Origin of the sequence: Aeromonas sp. QDB56 (genome assembly GCF_027705505.1) — a bacterium.
Classification (GTDB): Bacteria; Pseudomonadota; Gammaproteobacteria; order Enterobacterales; family Aeromonadaceae; genus Aeromonas; species Aeromonas caviae.
On the sequence record NZ_JAPDBZ010000004.1, the window covers coordinates 23922 to 46267 of the forward strand.

Annotated in this window: 22 protein-coding genes; 2 read left to right on the forward strand and 20 right to left on the reverse strand. The window is 60.4% G+C overall.

Features of this window, described 5'->3' with window-relative positions; genetic code table 11:
* Positions 1 to 50: 50 nt before the first annotated feature.
* From OKB81_RS01155 to OKB81_RS01250, 20 genes are all read right to left on the reverse strand, one after another.
* On the reverse strand, positions 51 to 1451 hold the full coding sequence (locus tag OKB81_RS01155; RefSeq protein WP_270671076.1) for a hypothetical protein: 1401 nt from the start codon (positions 1449 to 1451) through the stop codon (positions 51 to 53).
* A 9-nt stretch (positions 1452 to 1460) separates the two neighbouring features.
* On the reverse strand, positions 1461 to 1700 hold the full coding sequence (locus tag OKB81_RS01160; RefSeq protein WP_043163199.1) for a hypothetical protein: 240 nt from the start codon (positions 1698 to 1700) through the stop codon (positions 1461 to 1463).
* The gene (locus tag OKB81_RS01165; RefSeq protein WP_270665484.1) at positions 1700 to 2080 is read right to left on the reverse strand and encodes a hypothetical protein; all 381 of its coding nucleotides are present in this window, start codon (positions 2078 to 2080) and stop codon (positions 1700 to 1702) included. The genes OKB81_RS01160 and OKB81_RS01165 overlap by 1 nt, the downstream gene beginning before the upstream one ends.
* A 2-nt stretch (positions 2081 to 2082) precedes the next feature.
* Positions 2083 to 2760 (reverse strand): hypothetical protein, encoded by a 678-nt coding sequence (locus OKB81_RS01170; protein WP_270668537.1) that lies wholly within the window; start codon positions 2758 to 2760, stop codon positions 2083 to 2085.
* Between the two features lie 8 nt (positions 2761 to 2768).
* Entirely contained in the window at positions 2769 to 3128 is a 360-nt protein-coding gene (locus OKB81_RS01175; protein ID WP_270665291.1) for a hypothetical protein, read from the reverse strand.
* The gene (locus OKB81_RS01180) at positions 3128 to 8242 is read right to left on the reverse strand and encodes a phage tail tip fiber protein (protein WP_270671077.1); all 5115 of its coding nucleotides are present in this window, start codon (positions 8240 to 8242) and stop codon (positions 3128 to 3130) included. Before OKB81_RS01180 ends, OKB81_RS01175 begins: the two co-directional genes overlap by 1 nt.
* Entirely contained in the window at positions 8242 to 9903 is a 1662-nt protein-coding gene (locus OKB81_RS01185) for a hypothetical protein (protein WP_270671078.1), read from the reverse strand. Before OKB81_RS01185 ends, OKB81_RS01180 begins: the two co-directional genes overlap by 1 nt.
* 149 nt (positions 9904 to 10052) lie before the next feature.
* Entirely contained in the window at positions 10053 to 10268 is a 216-nt protein-coding gene (locus tag OKB81_RS01190) for a hypothetical protein (RefSeq protein WP_270665430.1), read from the reverse strand.
* A gap of 49 nt (positions 10269 to 10317) precedes the next feature.
* Complete coding sequence (gene avd, locus OKB81_RS01195; RefSeq protein ID WP_270665429.1) at positions 10318 to 10692, reverse strand: diversity-generating retroelement protein Avd; 375 nt, start codon at positions 10690 to 10692, stop codon at positions 10318 to 10320.
* Positions 10693 to 10752: 60 nt separating this feature from the next.
* A complete protein-coding gene (locus OKB81_RS01200; protein WP_270665417.1) occupies positions 10753 to 12318 on the reverse strand; it encodes a hypothetical protein in 1566 nt (521 codons plus the stop codon).
* A 9-nt stretch (positions 12319 to 12327) separates the two neighbouring features.
* Complete coding sequence (locus OKB81_RS01205) at positions 12328 to 13005, reverse strand: phage adaptor protein (RefSeq protein WP_180911609.1); 678 nt, start codon at positions 13003 to 13005, stop codon at positions 12328 to 12330.
* Between the two features lie 12 nt (positions 13006 to 13017).
* On the reverse strand, positions 13018 to 13599 hold the full coding sequence (locus OKB81_RS01210) for a hypothetical protein (RefSeq protein ID WP_270665487.1): 582 nt from the start codon (positions 13597 to 13599) through the stop codon (positions 13018 to 13020).
* A 1-nt stretch (position 13600) separates the two neighbouring features.
* Positions 13601 to 14038 (reverse strand): hypothetical protein, encoded by a 438-nt coding sequence (locus OKB81_RS01215; protein ID WP_270665292.1) that lies wholly within the window; start codon positions 14036 to 14038, stop codon positions 13601 to 13603.
* 66 nt (positions 14039 to 14104) lie between these two features.
* On the reverse strand, positions 14105 to 14494 hold the full coding sequence (locus OKB81_RS01220; RefSeq protein ID WP_270665293.1) for a hypothetical protein: 390 nt from the start codon (positions 14492 to 14494) through the stop codon (positions 14105 to 14107).
* A 68-nt stretch (positions 14495 to 14562) separates the two neighbouring features.
* Positions 14563 to 15780 carry a phage capsid family protein gene (locus OKB81_RS01225; RefSeq protein WP_270665295.1) on the reverse strand — a complete coding sequence of 406 codons (1218 nt, stop codon included), beginning with the start codon at positions 15778 to 15780 and terminating at the stop codon, positions 14563 to 14565.
* Between the two features lie 71 nt (positions 15781 to 15851).
* The gene (locus tag OKB81_RS01230; protein WP_113070503.1) at positions 15852 to 16766 is read right to left on the reverse strand and encodes a hypothetical protein; all 915 of its coding nucleotides are present in this window, start codon (positions 16764 to 16766) and stop codon (positions 15852 to 15854) included.
* A gap of 131 nt (positions 16767 to 16897) precedes the next feature.
* Positions 16898 to 17233: a Gp49 family protein gene (locus tag OKB81_RS01235; RefSeq protein ID WP_270665296.1), complete on the reverse strand. Its 336-nt coding sequence runs from the start codon at positions 17231 to 17233 to the stop codon at positions 16898 to 16900.
* A 167-nt stretch (positions 17234 to 17400) separates the two neighbouring features.
* Positions 17401 to 19989 (reverse strand): portal protein, encoded by a 2589-nt coding sequence (locus tag OKB81_RS01240; protein WP_270668502.1) that lies wholly within the window; start codon positions 19987 to 19989, stop codon positions 17401 to 17403.
* A gap of 161 nt (positions 19990 to 20150) precedes the next feature.
* Positions 20151 to 20971 (reverse strand): IS5 family transposase gene (locus OKB81_RS01245; protein ID WP_270665191.1). Its coding sequence is split into 2 segments (ribosomal slippage): positions 20151 to 20629 and positions 20629 to 20971, totalling 822 coding nucleotides; the frame shifts between segments, so codons are not numbered across the junction.
* Between the two features lie 63 nt (positions 20972 to 21034).
* The gene (locus OKB81_RS01250) at positions 21035 to 21391 is read right to left on the reverse strand and encodes an FCD domain-containing protein (RefSeq protein ID WP_234823661.1); all 357 of its coding nucleotides are present in this window, start codon (positions 21389 to 21391) and stop codon (positions 21035 to 21037) included.
* Here OKB81_RS01250 and OKB81_RS01255 point away from each other — a divergent pair.
* Entirely contained in the window at positions 21305 to 21616 is a 312-nt protein-coding gene (locus OKB81_RS01255; protein WP_223932457.1) for a PfkB family carbohydrate kinase, read from the forward strand. The genes OKB81_RS01250 and OKB81_RS01255 overlap by 87 nt on opposite strands.
* Positions 21617 to 21694: 78 nt before the next feature.
* On the forward strand, positions 21695 to 22219 hold the full coding sequence (gene eda / locus OKB81_RS01260) for a bifunctional 4-hydroxy-2-oxoglutarate aldolase/2-dehydro-3-deoxy-phosphogluconate aldolase (protein ID WP_234823660.1): 525 nt from the start codon (positions 21695 to 21697) through the stop codon (positions 22217 to 22219).
* Positions 22220 to 22346: the final 127 nt, after the last annotated feature.

The window sequence follows — 22346 nt, forward strand, 5'->3', positions numbered from 1 at the left end:
AGACTGATCGACGATGGAGAGATGCTAACGCTGGGGTGGGTGAAAGGCAACTATCGGCGGGCCTGGGCTAGGCTCATTGCCTGATAGGCGTTGGCCTCGGTGTCTCGCAGTCGATTGGCTGTGACAGCCGCCTGCTCAGCCTGCCTCTGCTTGGCTGCCTGCTGGCGCCACATCTCAAAGGCGGTGTTCATCCTGGTGGGGTTATCCAGCAGACCGCTCAGCTTACCGTGCTGGTTGGCCTCCTTGACGAACTGAAGGCGCTCGGGATCGCCCCCGGTCCACGCCTTGAGTGGCGCCTCCTGCTTTGGCTCATCCGTTTTTGTGGTCAGGCCGTAGGTGTCAGCCAGCGCCGCCTTGCTCTGTTCAAGCTGGGCATCCAGCGCATCGAGCTGCAGGTCTTTATCCTCCGCATTGCTGGAGGAGATCCGGGCGCGGTTCTGGCCGTGCTGCTTCTCAAGGTCAGCAACAGCCTTCTTGTATCCCGCCTGATCCGGGCCTGCCGTCAGGCCAAGCGATGCGCGCAGCTGGTCGGCGTTACCGATCATGTGCTTGGCCAGGGCCGCCCGCTGGTAGGCTGGCTTCAGGAAGTCGTTGATGGGGATCACCTTGGGTTGATCGTCAGGCGCCGAGGTGCGGTTATTGGTGACCGGACGAACGGCCTTACTGCCATCGTCATAGGTGACCTCCACCCCCAACACTACGCCACGCCCGTCCGGGGTGATCATGATGTTGTTCAGCTGCTTGCCGGTGATGGTCTTGCCGCTCTCAGGGTCAATGTCGCCGACCCCTTTACTGACTTCATCCTGGTAGAGGGTGCCGGCCGCCTTGATGAAGTCAGGGTTGTTGACGGCGGCATGCCCCTCGGGAGTGGTCGGGTCAAGTTTGCCATCTTGCGCCTGGCGCACCAGGTTGCCCGCGTAGGTGACAAAAGTCTTGCCCGCCTCGGCATAATCCTGCTGCAGGTAGCGCTCCGGGTTAAAGGAGCCAGCCCGCGGATCCCGCACCACGTTCCAGAACTGCTGGCCAGGGTCTTTGCCCTCGGCCACCGCCTGCCAGCCGGACTGGATAATCGGCAGGTTCTCCTGCTGGAAAAGCTGCTTGTCCCGCAGTGTCTTTTGCCACTCATACTCCTGCTGCTGCCGAGCTTCCTGTGCCGCCGCTCGCCGCTCAGCAGCACCGGCTCGCGCCTCTGACGCCTTCATCTGCCGCTCGGTGAGGGTGACCTGCTTGTCATACCTGGCATCCGCCAGCTTATCGCGCCCCTCGCGGTACGCCAGCTCGCTCTGGTAGCGCTCATCTGCCACTTTCTGCCGCTCCTGCTCGTTCTGCCACATGGCATCACGCAGGCTCATGGCCTTATCCATCCGCTCATCTTCTTTCTGGCCACGTTGATAACGGTCCATGGTGTTGAAGCCAGCCAGAAAACCTTCCGCCAATCCCGATACGCTCATCATGCCTCCTTAAAACAAGCTGTCTGCCAGAAAACCTACGCCCGCACCAATCGCAGTACCGATGCCAGGCATCACCATCGTGCCAACTGCTGCGCCAGTCCCGACGGCGCTCATGGTTTGGGCCTTACGAGCAGATTTGAGGCCCTTGTTGGCTGCCTCCATCTCTCCTTCCCGATTGGCTGCATCTCGTAGGCCAGCCATGCCCTGCTGGCGCGTCTGGGCACCAATATCCAGAATCCCGTATCCCATCAGGCCTTACCCCCTGTTTTGATTGCTTCACGCAGCCCAGCATCAGCACCGGTCAGAATACCCATCTGGCGGGATTGCTCTTGCTCACGCAACCCGTTCTCGGTCCCGGCCGTCATCAGCGCCATGCGCAGCCCTTGGCTGTTATCGTTGGCATTGCTACTGGTGCTCAGCCCCATTCGCGCATTGCGGTTGGCCGTGGCCTGCTGGGCGGAGCGCAGAGCGTTGGTGTTGTTCTCGTCCACCCGGCCAAGCTGATCCCGTAACAACTGACCATTGGTGGCCAGCTCCATCAGCTCCTTCTGCTTGGGGTAGAAACGAGTCTTCCAGTCCTGGTACTGCTCTCGGGTGATTTTGGCGTAAGTGTCTGCGGCGTAACCCATGGTTACCTACCTCCCAAATACGTTTTTGCGTTGGGGTTATAGACGCGGTTATCAGCGAGCGTCTTGGTGCTATCGAGATGTGATGCAACATCACTGTTGCTGGTAACCGTCGGCGCTTTCAGGCTGGCCAGCCCATACGACGCCCCAGCCCCCAGCACAGTACCCACCATGCCGGCCGTGGCCTGTCGATTCTGGAACGAGATCTGCGCATCATTCACCGACTTGCGCAGGCTGGTCGTGGCCACATCGCCAATACCAGCCAGCGATTCAGCCTTCTGCCCTGCGCCAATGCTCACCACATCCTTGAGCCCAGCAACATGCTTGTCCTGCTGGCTGGACTGTGCGCGGTTAGTGGTATCGGTCTGACTCAGGGCTTGGTCCGTTGCCAGTCCTTCCATCGCCTCCTGGTACCTGCCGCTGGTTGGATCTACTCCACTGGCAGCCATGGAGTCAGCCAGCCCGGCGCGCGCCTCACCAAAGGATTGAGCAGTGCCAAGCGCTGCCGTGCCAGCCAGTTTGTCGAACTCCCCCTCGCTGTTGAGGTCATCCACCTTCTCCATGAAGATGTCCTCGTACTTCTGCAGGTCGTTCTTGTAGAGACCCCACTGCTCCATGGCCACACTGGCCGCGGCCTTCTGGGCCTCGGTCTCCTGAATTTCGTTCGAGCCACCCTTGCCCATCGCTCACCTCACAAGTTGATCTGAAACACATAGAGCCCATCAGCATCATCCGGCTGACGTACCCATCCCATTCTTGGTGCGACCTTGAGCCACCCCTTGCGCACCGAGTGGAAGCGCAACCAGCGTGCGCCTATCAGGCGTGCCAGGCGCTTCACTTCCGGCAGGTGCCGCTCAGGTGCCCCACCATCCCCCCACCCCACCCAAACCAGGACGCCGATCACGCCATCTTCGGCCAGCGGCTTGAGCACAAACCCGTCATCACCACGCAAGAACAAAAACGCCTGCTTTTGACGGCAGGCGCTGGCTATTTTCATCGGAAGGGCTGGCTCGCCAACCGACTTGCCTATTCGGTGAATGACAGCTCTCATCAGTCGAATTGGCTCCCTGTTGGGAGGAGGCAGAAGGCTACGCTTTGAGCCTGAACCCTGACCCCGGCACTGCCGCCGTATGATGCAGACTGAGAATCAATAATGACCGCAACGGAGATGGAGGCCGCACCAGTGCCTGCGTTAAACCCACCTTGGATCGTTATCGATTGGCTAATTGCGTCCATCGAGCTTCTGCTCCCAGAGCTTGCCTTGAATGGGGCTGTCGCAATGATGCTTCCAGCTGTGTTTTTCAGGACAAGACGACCTGATATGGTCGCCGGCACATCCTGGTCATTACCCCCTGACTGGTAACCACCCGACGCATACACCTCAACTGTCACCCCAAGACAATACAAGTTTGCGGCATGAGTCCTCGAACCTTTTACGGACGCCGATGCCACTACATGACCACTCCCTGCGCTGTCTGTTGAGTTCGCACTGACAACCTTAGCGCTCAGCACATCCCCAACAATCTTGTTGGCATAGACAGTGCCTTTCACATCGCAGGTTTCTTCGATGGTGACATTGTGGAATGTGCCTGCATTGGCGTTGACTGTTCCAGTGAATGACCCATTTGATGCGTAAAGTCGATCGGTGTAGATACCGCCATCGGCATAAATTATCGTGTGCCAGCTCCACCCCCACCCACCATATGGCCCTCCCTTCCCGAACCCAGCGGCGCCGCCAGCCATAAAGGCGTTGCCCATATCGATCTGACCGCCGCTGATCAACGGCGAGCTTATGCTGACACCAGCCTTCACATAATCGGCGGTGAGCTTCTCTGAGGTCAGGATCTGGATGGTGGCCTTGCGGATGATGGCCTCCGCAATGACAGCCTGGCCGTTGTCGATGGCAAACAGTGGTGCGGTGGTGCTTGGGCTGTTCGGGTTGAACACAAAAAACTGACTGGCTGACACCATGACCTGGCTGGTGCCGTCCGACTTGGCAACCAGGCCGATCCCGGCGGTGATCTGGCCCGCGCTGGCTTTCGCCGTCCACATTGCCTGGGCCCCATTTTGCAAGTTGGCAATCGCCTGGCTCTGGGTCTGAATGGAGGCCGCATTGGCAGCAATCCGGGGGTCGTCGGTGGCTATCCAGGCAGTACCGCTGTAACGGTATGGCCGGTTATTGCTGGCAGTATCAAACCACAGGTCGCCAGTCCCCATCCCAGACCCGGGGGCCGTTGCTTGAAAGAACGTTTTATTCTTGCTGCCCGCAACGGCAGACACTGTATTAATCTGACTTCCGAGGGCTTGCATCGCATCGGCACGGGCGGCCGTCTCGGCTGTGATTTGGCTGGTGAGCGCCTGATCCCCCTGCTGATAGCTTGCCGTTACCTGTTGGATCTGACTGGCCAGCGACTCGACGGCATCAGCCCGGGTGGTTGCCTCTTCATTGATGCGACTAGAAAGCTCAGCATCCGCCGTTTGCATTGTGGACTGTTGCTGATTCAGCTTCTCGGTCATGGCGGCATCAGCATCAGCGCTGACCCTGCTCACCTCGGCAATACTGGCGGAGAGGGATTGATTCACCCCTTCGATTTGCGCCTCAAGCACAGATGTCTTCTGTGCCAGGGCTTCATCTGCCGTTGATCGAACCAACTGCTCATTGGTGATCTGCGCCCTGATCTCCGCATTCTCAGCATCAAACTCAGCGGTCAGTTGCTCAACAGTCCTGGCTTGCGCCTCCTGTTGATTCGCCAGCGTGCTCTGCTGCTGGAGAATGACACCGCGAGCCTTTCGGTTCTCCCGGTCGCGTTCATCCCCGGTCAGGGCACCTTCAACCTGGCTGATGGCACCTATACCGATCTCCGACTCCATCTTGTCTTGGCGTTGGCTGAGCGACTCCTCATTGCTCACCACGGCCTGCCGGAGCTCGGTGATGCTGGCCGAGTTCTCTCCGACCGTCACATCAAGGGTGCTGATCCGTTCACCAAGCGCTCGGTCTGCATCTGCCAGGGCCTTGCTCGACTCGGAGAGGGAGGCAGACAGCGCCGCATCGGCGGCCTTGAACGCAGCATCTACAGTGCTAATCTGTTGGGCAAGCGCCTCATCTTTTGTTGCCCGAGCCAGCTCCTCGGCCGCAATCCTTGCGTTGGACACCTCAAGCTCGCCGCCAAAATGGGCTTCCACCTCGCTTACCCGTTTCGATATCGCCTCATCAGCGGTGACCCGGGCCGACTCCTCGCTAGTGATGTTTGCGACAAGCTCAGCAGTAGCATCAGAAAGTGCGGCAGCCAGTTGATTCTGGCGAAGAGACAGTGCTTCGTTTGCCGATGCGTTCGATTGTTCAAGTGCGCTGATAACGGCATTGGTATCCGCATTGGCCGCCTTGAACTCGGCATCAACAACACTGATCCGCTGTGACAGCGCCTCATCAGCCGTCGCCCTAACCAACTGCTCATTGGTGATCTGCGCCTTCAGATCTGCCGTTTCGGCATCAAACTCTGCGGTCAGTTGCTCAACTGTCCTGGCCTGCGCCTCCTGCTGATTCGCCAGCGTGCTCTGCTGCTGGAGAATGACGCCGCGAGCTTTCCGGTTCTCCCGGTCACGCTCATCTCCGGCTAGGGCGCCTTCGACCAGGCTGGCGGCGCCGATATCTACCTCTGACTCCAGTTTGTCCTGGCGTTGGCTCAGCGACTCCTCATTGCTCACCACGACTCGCTGCAGCTCGGTGATGCTGGCCGCGTTCTCCTCGACCGTCACATCGATGGTGCTGATACGCTCCCCCAGTGCCTGCTTGGCATCTGCCAGGGCCTTGCTCGACTCAGCGAGGGAGGCAGACAGCTCTGTATCCGCGGCCTTGAAAGCAGCATCTACAGTGCTGATCTGCTGGGCGAGCGCTTCCCCCTGGCTCGCCCGGGTCAGCTCCTCCGTCGCAAGCCTCGCATTCGTATCCTCGAGGTCGCTGCTGAACTGCGCCTCCACTTCGACAATTCGCCTCGAAATGGCCTCATCGGCGGTGAGCCTGGCCTCAGACTCACTGGCGATATCCGCACTCAGCGAGTTATCAGCCTCGGTCATCTCGACGCGCATCTGATCCTGGCTCAGTGCAAGCGCAGCGTCAGCGTCGCTCGATACTTTCTCCAGTGCCTTGATGGTGGCGGTCGTCTCATCAAGGGCTGTGTCTGTCGAGGCGCTCAGGTCGTCGATGCGCTGGGCCAGCGCGCTACCGGCGTTGGCAATAACTTCCTCCACGCCGCTGATCCGTGCCTGGGTGTTAGCATCCCTCCCCTCAAATTTGACGTTCATATCGGTGATGCGCTTGGCTTGAGCAGACTGCTCATCCACGATCACCTGCTGCTGGGTGCGAATGGTGCCAAATGCGCTGCGATTTTCCCTATCCCGCTCATCACCGGCCAGCGCGGCATCAATGGCAGCCTGGCCGACATCGGCAGCCCCCTCCGCCTTATCCTTTGCCAGTTCAATCTCGACCTGAATTTCATCAAACCGCCCAGCAGTGATCCCGCCCTCCGACTCGATAACCTCCTCCAGCGCTAGGATCTTGCCCTCCGCCTCGCTGGCCCTCACCTCCAGTCCGCTGACTCGCTGGGCGGCAACGCCATCGGCGTCAGCTGTCACGCGCGCCAGCTCGGTGATCTTGGCGTTCAGCTCTTCATCACTGCTGCTGATAGTGGCCTGCAGGCCATCGATGCGCTGGGCGGCGACGCCATCGGCGTCAGCTGTCACTCGAGCCAACTCAGTGATCCTGGCATCCAGTTCTTCGCTGCTACTGCTGACGGTCGCCTGTAGGCCATCGATGCGCTGGGCCTGGGTGGATAGAGCTTCAGCATGCACCGTCAGCTTGCTTTCTGCGTTGGCCAGCCTCTGGCCATGCTCATCCACCTCTTGCTGGGCGGCCTTCTGGGTCAACTCCCCTTTTGTTGCGTTTAGCTCCTGCCCAATCTGGGTGACTCGCTGTTGTTCGTCAGTGAACTCCCCCTTGGTGACCGTTTGACTCAGACTGGCATCCAGACCATTAATGCGCTGCTCCGCTTCAGTGAGACGCGAGCCCTGGCTATCCACGGTTACATTGTCGGCCTTGCTGTCGATCTGGCCGGCGACGGCATCGAGCCCCAGATGGACTTCAGTGATAGAAGTCCGCATCTCCTCCCGCACCGCATTGACCGCATCCATGGTCATGCTGCCGTTTTCTGGGTCGATGACAAATACGGCATCCCGGAACGAGTCAAGGTCGCCTTTGTACTTGTCCAGCTTGGCATTGAGGCGGTCCTGCACCAGACCAAGCTCAATGCTCGACATCCCAAGCTGCTGCTGGGCATCATCCAGCAGCTCTTGCGCTACCTTCTGGCGCTCATCCAGCCCGGCCAGCTCCTGCTCGATGCCGGGGATCTTGTCCTCGATGGCGGCAACCTTGGGGCGAATCACCTCGATTTCATCAATCTTGGGGAGAATGACCTCGATCTCATCCACCTTGTGGAGAATGAGATCGATCTCATTGACCTTGGGGCGCATGACCTCGATTTCATCAACCTTAGGCTTCAGGATCGCAATGTCGAGCTGGAGTTGGGGGACTTGCTCTATTGGCCCAAGCAGCGTCTGGGCCAGGTGGCTCTCCTCTATTTTCCCCTGCAGTTCGTCGAGAATGTCCTGCACTTCCCGGCTGGTTTCAGCCTCAACTCCCTGCACACCCTGGAAGGGCCCCCTGTCATCCTTGCCGTTGACAAAGCGCACCCAGTAGTAAAATTTGGCGCCCTTGCCAATGGCGTCAGAGAAGAGATTGGCCGAAGAGGTCCCCACCAGGGTGGCCTCGGCTTGGTTGTCACTCTCAGCTCGCCAGATCTCGGCGTGAGCATGCCCCCGGTACCGCGGCGGATCCCACTCCACCAAGACCGTGTGAAACGCGCCATTGGCGATCACGTTGACCGGGGCGTGGGGAAACTCCATCTGGCCCGCAGGGAAAAGGTCCGGGTTCTTGCCGGGGACGTACACGCCACCCGCACCGGGGCGCAGCGTGGACAACCCCAGGGCTGACAGCTCCCTGAAGGTCACGGCTTTATCGAGGCGATCGCCACGCTGACCGGTGAGCAGCTCCACGTTCTCGGCTGTTGCGGCCTGGTCACGGCCGGCGCGATATGCGGGTTTCTTGGCCATCAGATCACCATCTCCGCCATGCTGCTCGCCAGAGTGATGCGGCTCACCACCGAGGTACCGAAGACCTCTATCTGCCAGAACCGGCCACGCACAGGGGGCAACCTGAACGCCCCGGGCACCAGGTTGCCAGGGGACAGCTCCATCACCTGCTCCCCGTCAACGAACAACTTGATCCCGACCAAGCCAACATCCTGAGCCAACACCCGGCAGCAATTGAAAGACGTTCCCTCTGGCACCATGAAGAGCTTCGACCGCCAGATGAATTGGCCATTGCTAGCGCTCCCGCCCCGCCATACCTGCAAGCTGCGCCCCTTGGCAATGTAGAGTGAATCGCTCTCCATATCGGATACAGCCGCCTCCCACCGGTTCATCAGCTCACGCAAGTCGCCACTTTTCGGGTCAAAGATGAATGCGTGGGTGTCGGTCATGGCCACATATTTTCCCTCGTGGTGCCATGCCCGCATGGTCTCGGGCTTCATGGCGCGCCACTGCTTGCTGGTGATGACCTGCTCGGTCACCACCTGCCCACCGTTGGCGCCGATGCCGACCAGCCCGTCCGGGGAGGCATAGAGCACGACGCCATCCATAGCCACCATCGAGCGACCACTGACACAGGACTGCGGCAGTTGGCTCAGCTTCTGGGTGGTCACCGATGCCGGGCTCACACCCTGGGCAAGATAGGGGTATCCCTTGGTCCCGATCACCAAGGTGGTATCGATGGCAGCGATCGCCACAATGTCGTGCTCAGTGGTCAGCCGGTACTTCTCCGGCCAGGCGTAGGGAAGGTAAGGCTCGCACAGGTAGAGGGAGTTGCCAGCAAACCCCGCACACATGCCATTCGCCATTTGACACAAGCCACGCATGCCATCCGGCGGCATGGTGTAGTCGTAGGTCTCCAGCACAGCGCCCAGCTCCCCATCCTCCCGGATATCGACAAACGATGCTTGGGCAATGGGCAGCTCGGCGACCAACAGGTAATCGGCAAGGCCGCCACCTGACACCGACCGATATATCCGGCGCTTGGTGATGTTACTGTTCTGGGTTGTCGGTGGGCTCAGCATCAAGGTGACGGATGACCCGGGGATCCCGATATTCACCTTTCCGCTGACAGGGCCCGGGGGCCCCTCCTCACCCATCGCAGTAACGAAGGTATCCACGTAGAAGCGGGTTTCGTCATCTGTCAGGTCATCATCCACACCACCAACAGGTGGGGTGATGGTGCCAACCCCGACCGGAACACCTGGGGCTGGAATACCTAGTCGATACCATGCCGTCGGCCTGTTGCTGCCGCCTGTGGCTATCTGGGCATGGGTCACCTTGGGATACTCACCATCCGTGTAGTAAACCCGGCCATACTGGTCTTGGGCAATCGGGGAGCGAATGGCCTCCACCGCCTTGTTCCAGGCAAACCAGTGCTGGCCATAGCGAAAAAGGGTGATAGGTACGGTGGGCAATTCCATACCTGTGCTGGAGTCATCCTCAAGAGGCGAGATGACGCCATGGTCAAAATGGCAGTCGCGAGCAATCACCGCGACCTCATCAGACAAAAGATGGGGCTCCACGCGCGGCATAGTCCCTCGCATGGTGACGATATCGAGTACAGGCATGGGGATCTCAGAGAGGCAGAAACGAAAAAGCCCCGCTCGGGAGAGCAGGGCCATGATGGGTAAATCCTAACGCTGACAGCGCCAGGAGGCAAGGCTCACTTGGCTGGCTGCAGCACCTCGGCGCAGGGGCGCGGCCGTGGCGGTATTCCATGCCCAGCCCATCACGGCGACCACGCTCGCCGTGATGGGCTCGAGACGGACGATCACTCTTCCGCCCCACGGGCCACCGGGTAGCGCAGCTTGATCTCCGCCACCTTGTCGCGCCATGCCTGCTCGGCCGCTGCTGTCTTGTCGTATTGCCACTCCAAGAAAAGGGGGTCGGACTCCGCCACGTAGGCGCGCTGGCGGCGCGCCAGTTGCCCCTCTGTCAGCTCATAGTTGTGCTGGGCGAGCACGGAGTCTATGACCTCCTCACTCATTCCCAGCTCCGCCATAAAGGCGGGATCGTAGTTGTCATGCGTTTCTCCGTCATATAAGTAGCTCATCTATTTGCCCCGCTCGAAATGTTAAACAGACTGCATCGCAGCCGCCGATCACCCTGACGGTCTCGAGATTGAGACCGCTCCAGTGCTGATATTTGTTGATGGGTAGATAGGTCAGGTCTTTGGCCAGCCTGATCTGATTTTGCAACACCGCCAGTTCGACATCGAGATCGGTGAGCGTGGTCTTCTTGTGATAGCGCTTCGCCGCCGTAATGACGAGGCGCAATAGCGTCAACATGCTGGTCCTGATCTCGGCCGCCAACACATGCTTCTCTGACTTCGGAAACTGGCGCAGGGCGATGTGCCCATACTGCATCATGTCGCGGATCCGCTGCTCGATAACGAGCGGTTGTTTATCCATGGCATCCTCAACCGATTAAGCGCCACTACCGTGGCGCCAACAAAACCCAAGGCGCAAGGCTCAGGCAAAGGCGGGGCGAAACCCAATGTCCGTGTTCGCGTGCGCGCGGGAATGGCTCAGATAGAGCGCAGCCAGGCCAGCGCCGGCCCCGCCGTTCCAATAGCCGCCACGAAACGGGAGTCGCTCGCCGAAGTTGCGCATATAGAGCCGCCCCTGTGGCAGGATAGTGGCCGGCTCGATAAGCAGGCGCCTGAGCGCCTGATTGGACACATAGCCCCCCGCCTTGGCCATGACCCGCCAGTCGCTGGTTGCGGAGTTGCCCGCGTTGGCATTATCGCCGATGGCGCCGAGCCGATTGGTGATGGCATTGGAGAGGATTGGGCTACCCCCCGTGGGGGATGAGGCATCGAGGTAGGCATCGGTAAAGGCCCAGGCGGCCTCTGCCTGGGCGTTAAAGGCAGACAGCTTGAAGCGGCCGTCTTGCAGCAGCAGCCCGTCCTGCCACTCCCAGACGTTGCCTACCAGGTCCGCTATGCCGATGGGCGTGCGGTTATGTGTCGCCTCCGCGCCCATCGAGCCCGTTTGCGTCCGCCCCGTACCGGCGCCATCGCCAGGTGCCCGGTTGTCGGCCCGGTCGCCAACAATCCACGTCTTGGCATGACTGCGCCCCCAGTTGGTGTTTCCGATTGGCTCGTAGCCGTTGGCCATGCACCAGAGTGCAATGGCCGCCCACTCGTGAGCGGTCATCAAGTGCCACCCCGCCCCCTTCGCTGCACAAGCGGCGCGGGCTGCGGTATGATCTAGTGATGCTCGCGGGTCTTGCCGCGGCGCGCTGACAGCGCCGGAGCCGGACGCAAGATAGGCGCCGATGAATATCTCGCTCTTGATGCTGCCGCTGCCAAAATCGAACGCCGTCACATCGCCAGTGCCCATATCGGCAGTCATGCCCAGGTCGGCGTAGCTGAAGCGCGGCAGCACGAACATAGCATTGGCGTTGCCAGCGCTGTCGCGAATGATGGTCTGGCTGCCGCCGGTTGCCCGCTCCAGAGAGTAACGCTCCGAGTCAAGGATTGCGGGGCCGCCCACGCGCATCAGCGAGCCGGTCCCGGCTTCGGCCGTGGCATTGGCGGCCGCAGCGGCGCGATCCGCTTCGGCCTTGGATCGATCTGCCTCGACCTTGGCGCGGGCCGCCTGGCCCTCCCCTTCACTGGTCACACGCTTCCACGGGATCAGTGTTTGCTTGGTTCCATCCGGTGCAGTCACCTCAACAGTGGTGGCAGTGCTCGTCAGCAGCGCCTGAAAAGCATCGCTCTGCTGCTGATAGGCACTCAGTGTGGCGGTCAGTCGGCGGGCGAACTCAGGGACGGAATCCGAGAAAGTCGTGATGATCTCGTAGGCTTTGCCCGTGGCAGTAACGCCACGGTAGGCCTGCACCAGATACAGCTCCGTGTTGGACACCACGTAGTCCACCTCGTAGAAATCCACCGAGGTACCACTGGTGATGCAAAAAAGGTGGCCCTTGGCCACCCCGTTCTTGGTGTCTGCGAAGGTGGTCCCGGTACCGGTCACCTTCTTGTTACCATTGGTGACGGCCACCGTGCCGTCACGCTTCCACACTCCAGCCATGCTGCCCCCTTACTGCCCGGTCACGCGGGAGAAGCCTTCGGACTTGCGCTGCTCCAAGTTAGTATCAACCTGGGTCTTTTCACCCAGTTGCTGCAGGTAGGCGTTGTAGTGGCCGATCGCCCGATTGGAGTTGGCGCTGTATTCGGAGTCCTTCGAGAAGGCCCGGTACATGATGAAGTCGATCAGCGGGTTGATGTAAATGTCATCCAGATCGGCCAGTGCCGGCGTGCCAGCATTCTCCACATCCGTCAGCACCTTGGATTGCGGCGCCACGGAGTAGATCACATCCACTTTCACCGCGGCGGCGGGGCCTGGGTAGAGATAGAAGTTCTTGGGATCGCGGTCGTCGTAGGTGTAGGCCGCCACACTGGTGCCATCCTTGCCGGCATGCCAGTCCGGGTAACTGTCATCGAGGGCGCGGCGCGGTACGAAGCGGATCACTTTGCCGTCGGCATTGCGCAGCACCTCGATCAGCCGCAGGGCATCTGCAGGCAGGCTCTGCTTGGTGCCGGCTGCGCAGTTGAACTGCACGTTCTTGGTGTGGGCGTCAGGACGCATCAACACGATCGCTTTGGCAGCATCGTTGTAGTAGTCCAGCAGCTCCTGCTTGGGCCAACGAACCCAGGTGCGATCGTTGAGCAGGGTATTTACCCGCTTCAAGATCGAGTCAACGGTAACGGTTGCCATGTGTGGAGTCCTTTAGAAAAAAGTGTGTTTGCGGGGCGGGTTGTGGAATTCGACTTGGGTCGGGGCGCTGTGCTCTTTGCGGAACCGGCCAGCGCGACGCCAACCTTCGACAAACTCAGTCCGGTGGTATCCTGCCCGCTTAGGGTCAGACCAAGGGCGGTCTGGCTGGGCATAGAGCAAGGCTGCGACGCCATGGGCAATGGCATCGGCGTGATCGTGGTAGAGCTGGGCTGGGAGCTCGGTGGCGTTCTTGACCGGGGCAGCCACATACCAGATCCGCGCATCGCTGAGATCAGTCAGGATGCTCAGCTCATTGGCCGACATGGCGAAGAAGTCTTGCCCGCTGACAAATGGCGCGCCCCCTTCTCCGGTCAGGTGCAGCACATTGCACGATGTCATCCCGCTGATGTTGCAGACCTCCACCAGGCTGCCGGCTGACGCGCTTGGCAGTAGTCGGTCAAGGGTCAGCAAGGCCGACTCCCGGCAGAACGTGATGGCCGCCTCTGTGACGGCCTCACCCAGCATGACTTCGAGCGGGCCGGTGATGTGCAGCCTGACAGTGGGCAGGAACTGCTCACGCGACACCATCTGCATGCTATTCCCCCTGCTCTGCCAGCTTGGCCTTCAGGGCGTCACGCACGCGCACCCGGTAATCGGGCACTTTCTCCTGCGGGCCCTGCGGCTCGATATCCAGGTCTTCCCCCTCCACCAAGGTGGCCAGTTGGGCAGAGGTCATCTTGGCCAGGTCACGCTCACCGACCACCATGCTCTGCTCTTCGGCCAGGCGTGCAGCTTCAGCGGCGAGGCGCGCCTGCTCGTCGGCAGCAGCCTGGGCAGTGACCTCCTGCCGCTCCAGTTCGCCAGCCAGTGCCTCATGGCGGATCCAGACGCTCGGGAACTCCAGCAGTTGCATGGCGATGTGACTCTCCACATCCACTGCGGTATGGCGCGGGAAGACCAGGCGGCTGCCGGTGACCGTGTCTTTCTTGCTCGGCTTGTCGCCGATGTAAACCACGGCAATCTTGTCGCTCATGGCGATGACTCCTATTTAGAAACGAAAAAGCCCGGCACAGGGCCGGGCGGACAGTGATCGGCAGCCTTACAGGTTGCCGACTACCTCGTAATGCAGCTTGAGCTTGACGGTGCCCGTCGCAGCGCCGCCGCCGACGGTGAGGGTGATCTCCTGGTCGGGCAGCGTCATCAGATCGTCCACCGGGAAATACTTGGATACCGTCCCCACCGTACTCTCGGCGTTGATGATGGTGGTATCGCCAATCTTGACGGTCAGCGTGGTACTCGCGCCCAGCGCAGTGCTGAACATCGTCACACCCACCACTTTCAGGTTGGGCTCCACCTTGTCACCAAAGGCAATGACGTCGCCGGAGGGCACTGCCGCCAGCTTGGCCACCAGGGTCGGAGAGATAGAGAGGTTGCCGAACGAACCGACAAACCAGCGGTACGCTCGGGCGAGCAGGGTAGTTTTGGCCATGATATGGCTCCTTGTCTGGTCAGATTTAAACAGGAGGGGGCATCAACCCCCTCGCGCGGGTGGGTGGCTTAGCGGCCGACGGCGCTGACGGCGGTATCCAACACCATGCAGCCATGGTCCTGAATGTTGCCGTTGCGCTGCTTGAAGCGGATCTTCTGCAGGCCGGATACCCAGCTGATGGAGATCTCTGTGCTGTTGCCGTGGTCGGTTTTCTCTTCGTGCATGCCGAAGGAGCCGCCCTGCTCGCCAGAGCCGAAGGCGTTGGCCAGCGCCTGACCGCCCAGCAGCACGGCGCGGTCGATGGTGGTACCAGCAACCTTGTCCACTTCCGCACCGGTTGCTGAGTTGGCTGCGCACACCTTGACGGCGCTGCCCTGGTTGAAGCGGATCGGCATGCCCTTGTAGGGCTTGACCAGGATGCCGCGCCACATCGCACCTTCACCGCGGAAGATGGGGTGGTTCCATCCCTTGCTGCGCTCAATTGAGGCCGACAGCATCGCCTGCCAGTCCTTGCCGGAGGTTGAGGTGTAGAAGTCGTGCCACTGGCGCGGGGTGACATAGAGCACGTAAAGCGGCTCGCCACCGGACGGGTCGGAGACCATGCGGATCGGCTGGATGGGGTTGGCCATCTCGGACAGGAACAGCGACATGTTGTCCACGCAACCCAGATTGAAGCGGTCAGCCGCGTCGATGCCTTCGAAGCTGGTCGCATCACCACCGAAGAAGTGGCGCTCGTAGGTTGGCGCAGTCAGCGGGTTGATCATGATGTCGGCAAATTCCGGGTCATCCGCCAGCGGCAGAATGATATCGGTCGCGGAGTAGTCGCCTCGGGCACCTGCCAGCTGGGCAAAGCCGCGCTGATCAACCAGGCGACCGTAGTAGCCATCACCCAGCAGCACGCGGGCGGTCTTGATCAGGTCGTGCTTGGTGCGGGACTGGCTCATTTTGCCGCCAGCATCAACGCCGTGACGGGTCTGATTGACCTTAAGACCGAAGTCAGCGAAGGACAGGGACTCGAGGCGCCCATCCAGCTTCTTGTCACCCATGGTCGGGCGGCCAGAGAGCTGATGGAACAGCTGCATATCAACGGTGTCGCCCGCAACCTTGGCCAGGTCGGTGATGCGCACCACTGGTGCGCCGGCGCTGGTCTGTTTGCCGCCGTTGACCTTGGCACCCTTGGGGGCCTCTTCGGTCAGCATGTTCACCAGCGAGTGAGAACGGTTGGCCGCCGTAAACAGTGCGGCCTGCAAAATCTTGTTGGCTTGCGCCGAGGTGACTTGGGTCATGGTCCTCTCCTACATGAAAACAAAAACCCCGACACAGTGGTCGGGGTTGGCTTATTGAAATGGGTGGTGGGTTAGTACCCGGCCTGCTCCAGCAGCGCCTCCATTTGGGCGTCCGTCATGGCGCCCATCTCGCCGATAAGCTCGGTCTGAGACATGGCGCCAAAGCGCTCCACTCCAGTGGGGGCGGCATGATGGGTCTGGCCGAGTGCCGAAGGGCTGGACGGGATGAAATCGGCAGGCTTATCCGCCTCCTTGCCGGGTGCCTTGGTGGGAGGAATAACCTCATCACCAAAGGCCAGCTTGGTGCGGCGCGCCGCCTCTGCGAATCGCTCATCCAGCGACTTGCCTTGCCACGCGGGATCAGCCTGGAGCTTTTCATCGACGATGATGGCGAAGTCGAAACGGTCCTGGTCCTTTTCCCGCCAGCTCACCAGATCAGGTACCGCCTGCAGTGCGGCCTGTACCGGGTTGATAGCGGGTTGGGCGGGCTGCTCCAACTTCTGCAACTTGCGGGCGATGGCCGCCAGCGGCTTGCCAAGGTCGGGGTAGTCCTGGGCCAGTTCCTCAATAGCAGCGACATCGATGCTATCGGGATCGCTGGTGTCCAGCTCAATGCCGTTCTGCTCTAACACGGCGGCCAGCTTGTCCCGTTCGGCTTGGGCCTGCTGCGACTGAGCGAGCTGCTCACGCAGTTGCTTGGCTTCATTGCGTGCCTGCTCCAGCACTTCATACGGGATGGTGTGTTGACCGCTCTTGGCCAGGATCACCTTCTCAGGCTCCGCGACCCCTTCACCGCCCTGCTCGGTACTGCCCTGTTCGTTACCGGCTGCCACCTCGCCCGCCGACGGCGCGGGTTGTACGTCCGTTTGCTCGGTGCCAGTGCCATCATCCAGCTCGCCATCGGGCTCACGCTCGATCGCTTCCAGCATGGCTTCCAGTTCGTCCAGGCTCTCAGTGCCGGTCAGGTTGTCGATGTTCTTATCCATGGTTGTCCTCGTGGGTTTTCAGTGGGTGGTATCGCTGCCCAAGCGGGGGAAGGCTCTCGGTAAAAGCGCTCCCCGGCTGGGGCTGGGCATAAAAAAGCCCGCACAACGCGGGCAAGGGTTGCCGTCTATCGCTAAAGATTCGCTAAATGGCACTTGAGCCGCCAGCCTTCCAGCTTCCACAGCTCTTGGCGGGCCTTGGCTTCGGCATCCTTGATGGCGTACTTGGCGCCAAACTCGGCGTTGAAGTTGGCCGGGTCCGCACAGGTGGTCATGCCGATGGCCAGGGTGAAGCCGTTGGCAGCAATGGCGGTAGCCAGCGTGGTTGTGGTACCGGGAACAACCTGAACCTCATAGCGAACGCCACGCATCAGCGCATCGATCTGTTCAGGGGTAACGCGCGGGGCGGTCAGTTCGAGCGCCTGAATATCTCGTTCCATCTCGGCATCAAGGTGTTGCTGGTCGGTCATGGCCCGTTCCAAATAAAAAACCCGGCACAATGGCCGGGTCTGGAAATGAAAAAGGCCCAATCTCGAGAGACTGGGCCATGATGGGTAAATCCTAACGCTGGCTGTTTGATAAATCAACAACCCATTGATAGCGTTAGTCGCTCACTGAAATAGTCTTGCTATCAAATTTAATCGGCGAACGGAGACTGTCCGATGGACATCCGCTTTGTTGCGTGTTCAACAGCCTTCTGGAGGATTTGTCTTGGCACCTGTTTGCCGTTTGGAATGATGTCATTCGTCATCAGTGACATCTCTTCCTTGGATAGGGTTGGAACTAGGGTTGGTATTTCAAGTTCCTTCCCCCCAAGATTCACCCCAACTGAATACTCTGTAGCAATATTGCCATCTGGCAGCTTAATCTCACCGAAGTATCCAGACCCCTTTTCTGTCCCATCGGCTCGCTTCCCGTATGATTTTCGGCGAGCAAGCCCACTCTTGTTAAGTTGTGCCAGATTTTCACGCCCAGCAATGTCAGCGGCATCTGCGTTTATCACCACTTCCCCATTCGAAAGATTTGCGGGAATACTGTCTGACGTTTTTGTTCCTGGTCCAATCACATCACCGCCATCAGAGAAGCCTCGGCGACCACTTGGCAACTGGATGCTGTCGAGCTGTGCCTCGATGTGCTGGACGATTTGCTGCTGCATCTGCGCGTACTCGAGCTTGAGTCGGTCGTTCTCTGCTGCCAACTGCTCCATCTCCTGCAATGTCTTGCCTGTCTGGGCCTGCTTGAGGGCATCCTCGAACCGGATAGAGTCGGTCAGCTTGGCGATGCGCTGGGCCTCTGCCTGCCACTTGGCGGCCTTGCCTTCCAACTCTGCCAGCTTGGCCTGCATCTCGCGCATGGCCAGCTCCTGCTGCATCTGGGCCTGCTGGGCTTGCTGCTCGGCGGCTGCGCGTTCCTCGTCGCTCATCTCGTCCGGGTCTTTCGGGATGTTCAGGGCATTGCGGATCCGCTCCACGAACTCTGCCTTGCGCGGTACATCCATCAGCTCGACCAGCAGGTCAAAGCAGGCACCTGCAGCCTCTGGCGGAAGTTGGGACATGGCCTGGGTCATCCGCTCGGCCAGTTGTTGCTTGTAGGCGGCAGTCTGCTGGATCGGCGCCAGTGCGATATGGGCCCGCAGCCGGGTCACATCATTGGTGAGCTTGCCATCCTCCTGCTCCACATTGACCACCACGGCCTTGCGGCGGCGGGGGTCATCCCGGTTCACTGTCACCTTGTAGTTGCGCTTGCTGGCCATGTCTTCCAGCAGGTATGCCAGTGCCAACTGCCCCACTTGCTGGCAGCCCATCCGGTAGTTGTCGTTGATCTCGGAAAGCGTGGTTGCCCCCTGCTCCACCAGGTTGCTGATGGCCACACCAGATTGTCCGGTGGAGCCCTGGCCCAGGAAGGCGGCATAAACCCCCATGGTGTCTTGGATCAGCTTCACCGAGTCCTGCATCACCTGAAACTGCTGGGCCGCCACGTTGAAGTCCTGCTCTACCTTGAAGGCATCGCTCACGCTGGTCTTGTTGGCTCGGTCAGGGTTGAGCTCGATATAGCCATCGGGGCGCTCGACTTGCTCCAGCACCTGATCCCGGCTCATGTTGGTGGCGTCCTTGTCCATGATGACGCGCTTGGCCTGCAGCAGGAAGGTGAGCTTGATACGCCGCAGGTTCACCTCGTCCTGCGCCGGCATGGCTCGAGCAATCAGCCCATAGGGTTCGCCGGTGCGGTCTTTGCGATACCCCCAGAACGGCACCAGCGGGTACATGTTGTGGGGAGCAGAGCAGGGTCGATCAACCAGATGATGAGGGCCGACGAACCAGGATTCCCGGATCACGGCCACCGGGCAGCGTTCCAGCTTGGCGCGCCCCATGGCCACAGCAGCGAGATGCAGTTGATTGGTCTTGTCGTATTCCAACGCCCGGCCTGAGTCGAGCTTCAGCACCTGACGCATGGTGTAGGTGCGGTAGTAGACCACTTGCAGCAGCACCCGGTCCCGCTCCCGGCTGCACCACTCTATCTCCTTGCCGCTGAACTGACTCCACTCGTCATAGGCACTGACTAGGTTGGGATCCATCCCCTCGATGGCGGTCAGGCTTACCATCCCCTCCCAGTCGTTGACGCCCCACTGCAGCGCCTGTGCCTTGCTCGGGAACATGGTCTTGGCCTCATCCAGATCGACCCAGCGGCGGCGCATCAACCAGCGGCAGTCGCTTAGGTCCGGCTCCCTGCTGTGCCAGTCCCAATAAACCTCGTCTCGGTGGACGTTGCTGAACTTGTAGCGCGGGCCGAACGGGTCATCGCGGCGGCATACCTCAACCCAGCCCACACCGGTCTTTATCTGGCCGCCATACGCCTCGCCTCGGGCGCGGTCCAGTCCACCCAGGCGGCACATATCGGCATATTCAGCGTTGACGGCCTCCGCCAGCTGCTCCAGCTCGTCGTCGTGGTCATCGGCGATCACCATCAGATCGGTGCGGCTCTTGGCCTCCATCCCCAGCACGCCGTCGATAGTCGGGGCGATGAGGTTGTGGATCGTGATGGGCTGCCCGCGTTCATCGAGTGCCTTTTTTACCGCAGGTGGCAGTTGGTCGTTGTCGTAGTAAGCGCAAGCTCGATTGGCAAGGCTTCGCCAGTCCGGCTGGCCGTTGATATCGCTCATCAGTTTGAGCAGGCGCGGGGTATCGAGGCCGCCTTTTTCAGGGGCCTTGGGTTGGGCGTTGATCATCAGTTGGCCATCCAGTGCTTGGGTTTGCGGAAGGATTCAGGTTTGACGATGCGGGCCGGCATCCGGGCACGCATCTCTTGGGCAATCATGTAGCTCATGAGCTGGGGAAAGTGCGAACAAGTATCCCACGAACAAAAAATGAAAATTTTAGTCATTTAATATCAATGGGTTACCAGTAAATGCTCTCGTGCCATATGACTTATTCGCACCTTCCCTAGCTTTTCATATCTCGTTGAAAACCGGCGAAACTTCTTCAACCAACCGAAGCACCGCTCCACGACATTGCGCCTGCGGTAATGCACCTTGTCCAGTACCAATGGACGCCCCTTATGGCGGCGTTGCTGGTCGCTGCGTTGCGGAATGACCGCTTTTATCCTTCTCCGCCGTAGCTCGGCTCGAAAGGCTTTGCTGCTATAGGCCTTGTCTGCGGCAAGATGCGCTGGCCGTGTTCGGTAGCGACCTGATGACGTTGGTATCCTCGCCATGGCCAACGCGCTTGTTGCATAGCTGATTTCTGCTGATTGCCCCGGTGACAGGCAGAAGCTCAGTGGTAAGCCATGACCGTCCGTGACCAAGTGAATTTTGCTGCCGAAACCTCCCCGCGAACGGCCAAGGGCTTGATTCATTGAGGTGTTTTTTTACGTGCACCGGCAGCATCTTTGGATGCTCTGACATTGGAGCCGTCCAGGCACCACAGGTCGAAATCGATGAGCCCTTCTTCATTGAGCTTGAGTTGCAGCGCTTCCAGAATGGCATCAATCCGGCCTGCATCCTGCCAACGCCGGAAGGTGTTGTAGACCGAATTCCATGGTCCGAAACGTTCTGGAAGGTCTCGCCAAGGAGCTCCGGTGTGGAGTATCCAGAGAATGCCATCGAGCACTTGGCGCGGTTCACGGGTAGGGCGCCCGATCAGGCTTCGAGAAGGAAACTGGGGCTCGATAAGCCCCCATTGTGCATCAGTCAGCTGATAACGGCGGGACACGGAATGGATCTTAAGCTGTTGAGAAGATGTGAGATTATATCTTCATCACTTTAAGAACACAGCTTAGCCGTTGGCAGTGGAAGGCTGGGTCAAATGAACGACGGGATTTTCGGAGAAGAGGTAGCGGTCATCCTCCATTTCGTCATCGAAGATGGTGGCCTGGAAGAGCATCTGCCTGGTGTTCTCCAGGTGCTGCCACATGGCCAGCTTGGCCGCCTGCGGATCCTTGCGCATCAGGGCCTTGAGGATCTGGTCGTGATCGTCGCACCAGCTGGAGATGGCCTTGTCGTCGATATGCTCGTGGAGCTTGCGCCAGTAGGGGTTGCGCTCGCAATGCAGCCAGGGAGCCAGGGCTTCGGGGTGGGCGAGATCGTCGTCAAGCGCGGCTCTGAGCCTTGCCTGGTGGTCACGGCAGCGCAGCGGATCGAAATCGCCGCCCTGCGGTTGTCCCCCGAACAGGTGATCGACACCACGGCGGCGGGCGACTCCTTCAGCGCCGGTTATCTCGCCGCACGCCTGCAAGGGGCCGACGTCGCCGACGCCGCCCGGGCAGGCCACAGCCTGGCGGCGGCCGTCATCCAGTATCCGGGGGCCATCATTCCCCCCTCCCACATGCCATCACTCAAGGAAACGCACCATGTCTGATCTCATCGCCCGCCTCGAAGCCCCCCCGTCATCGCGCTGAAAGATGCTGCCCAGGCCGTCCCCCTCGCCCGGGTGCTGGTGGAAAATGGCCTGCCCGCCGCCGAGGTGACCTTCCGCACCCCCGCCGCCGCAGAGGCCATCCGCCAGATGCGCGCGGCCTACCCGGATCTGCTGATCGGGGCCGGCACCGTGCTCAACCGCGAGCAGGTGGATGCGGCCGTTGCGGCGGGCGCCGACTTCATCGTCAGCCCCGGCTTCAACCCGACCACGGTGCAGTACTGCCTGGTCAAGGACGTCACCATCATCCCCGGGGTCAACAACCCCAGCCTGGTGGAGCAAGCCATGGAGATGGGGCTGCGCCACCTCAAGTTCTTCCCGGCAGAGCAGTCAGGCGGCACCGCCATGCTCAAGGCCCTGGGCGCCGTCTATCCGGTGCGCTTCATGCCCACCGGCGGCGTGACGCCGGCCAATCTGAAAGAGTATCTGGGGCTGAATGCCGTGATCGCCTGCGGCGGCACCTGGATGGTGCTGGCCAAGCTCATCGACGAGGGCAGGTGGGAAGAGCTGGCCGCCCTGGTAAGAGAGGCCGTGGCGGCCCTGTGATCATCGGTTGAGCGAGGGAAGGTCTGCCCTCCCCCGGATGTGTTGAAGAGCCACTTCCCGCGAAGTGGCTTTTTTATGCCCTGCCAGGGCTGGAGATCAATGTGCGGTGCGGTTGCCGCAGTCTGCC

Bases quoted from the DNA above. Each gene is read 5' to 3' on its own strand.
- OKB81_RS01155 (WP_270671076.1), bottom strand. From the start codon at position 1,451: ATGAGCGTATCGGGATTGGCGGAAGGTTTTCTGGCTGGCTTCAACACC.
- OKB81_RS01160 (WP_043163199.1), bottom strand. From the start codon at position 1,700: ATGGGATACGGGATTCTGGATATTGGTGCCCAGACGCGCCAGCAGGGC.
- OKB81_RS01165 (WP_270665484.1), bottom strand. From the start codon at position 2,080: ATGGGTTACGCCGCAGACACTTACGCCAAAATCACCCGAGAGCAGTAC.
- OKB81_RS01170 (WP_270668537.1), bottom strand. From the start codon at position 2,760: ATGGGCAAGGGTGGCTCGAACGAAATTCAGGAGACCGAGGCCCAGAAG.
- OKB81_RS01175 (WP_270665291.1), bottom strand. From the start codon at position 3,128: ATGAGAGCTGTCATTCACCGAATAGGCAAGTCGGTTGGCGAGCCAGCC.
- OKB81_RS01180 (WP_270671077.1), bottom strand. From the start codon at position 8,242: ATGGCCAAGAAACCCGCATATCGCGCCGGCCGTGACCAGGCCGCAACA.
- OKB81_RS01185 (WP_270671078.1), bottom strand. From the start codon at position 9,903: ATGGCCCTGCTCTCCCGAGCGGGGCTTTTTCGTTTCTGCCTCTCTGAG.
- OKB81_RS01190 (WP_270665430.1), bottom strand. From the start codon at position 10,268: ATGAGTGAGGAGGTCATAGACTCCGTGCTCGCCCAGCACAACTATGAG.
- avd (WP_270665429.1), bottom strand. From the start codon at position 10,692: ATGGATAAACAACCGCTCGTTATCGAGCAGCGGATCCGCGACATGATG.
- OKB81_RS01200 (WP_270665417.1), bottom strand. From the start codon at position 12,318: ATGGCTGGAGTGTGGAAGCGTGACGGCACGGTGGCCGTCACCAATGGT.
- OKB81_RS01205 (WP_180911609.1), bottom strand. From the start codon at position 13,005: ATGGCAACCGTTACCGTTGACTCGATCTTGAAGCGGGTAAATACCCTG.
- OKB81_RS01210 (WP_270665487.1), bottom strand. From the start codon at position 13,599: ATGCAGATGGTGTCGCGTGAGCAGTTCCTGCCCACTGTCAGGCTGCAC.
- OKB81_RS01215 (WP_270665292.1), bottom strand. From the start codon at position 14,038: ATGAGCGACAAGATTGCCGTGGTTTACATCGGCGACAAGCCGAGCAAG.
- OKB81_RS01220 (WP_270665293.1), bottom strand. From the start codon at position 14,494: ATGGCCAAAACTACCCTGCTCGCCCGAGCGTACCGCTGGTTTGTCGGT.
- OKB81_RS01225 (WP_270665295.1), bottom strand. From the start codon at position 15,780: ATGACCCAAGTCACCTCGGCGCAAGCCAACAAGATTTTGCAGGCCGCA.
- OKB81_RS01230 (WP_113070503.1), bottom strand. From the start codon at position 16,766: ATGGATAAGAACATCGACAACCTGACCGGCACTGAGAGCCTGGACGAA.
- OKB81_RS01235 (WP_270665296.1), bottom strand. From the start codon at position 17,233: ATGACCGACCAGCAACACCTTGATGCCGAGATGGAACGAGATATTCAG.
- OKB81_RS01240 (WP_270668502.1), bottom strand. From the start codon at position 19,989: ATGATCAACGCCCAACCCAAGGCCCCTGAAAAAGGCGGCCTCGATACC.
- OKB81_RS01255 (WP_223932457.1), top strand. From the start codon at position 21,305: ATGCAGCCAGGGAGCCAGGGCTTCGGGGTGGGCGAGATCGTCGTCAAG.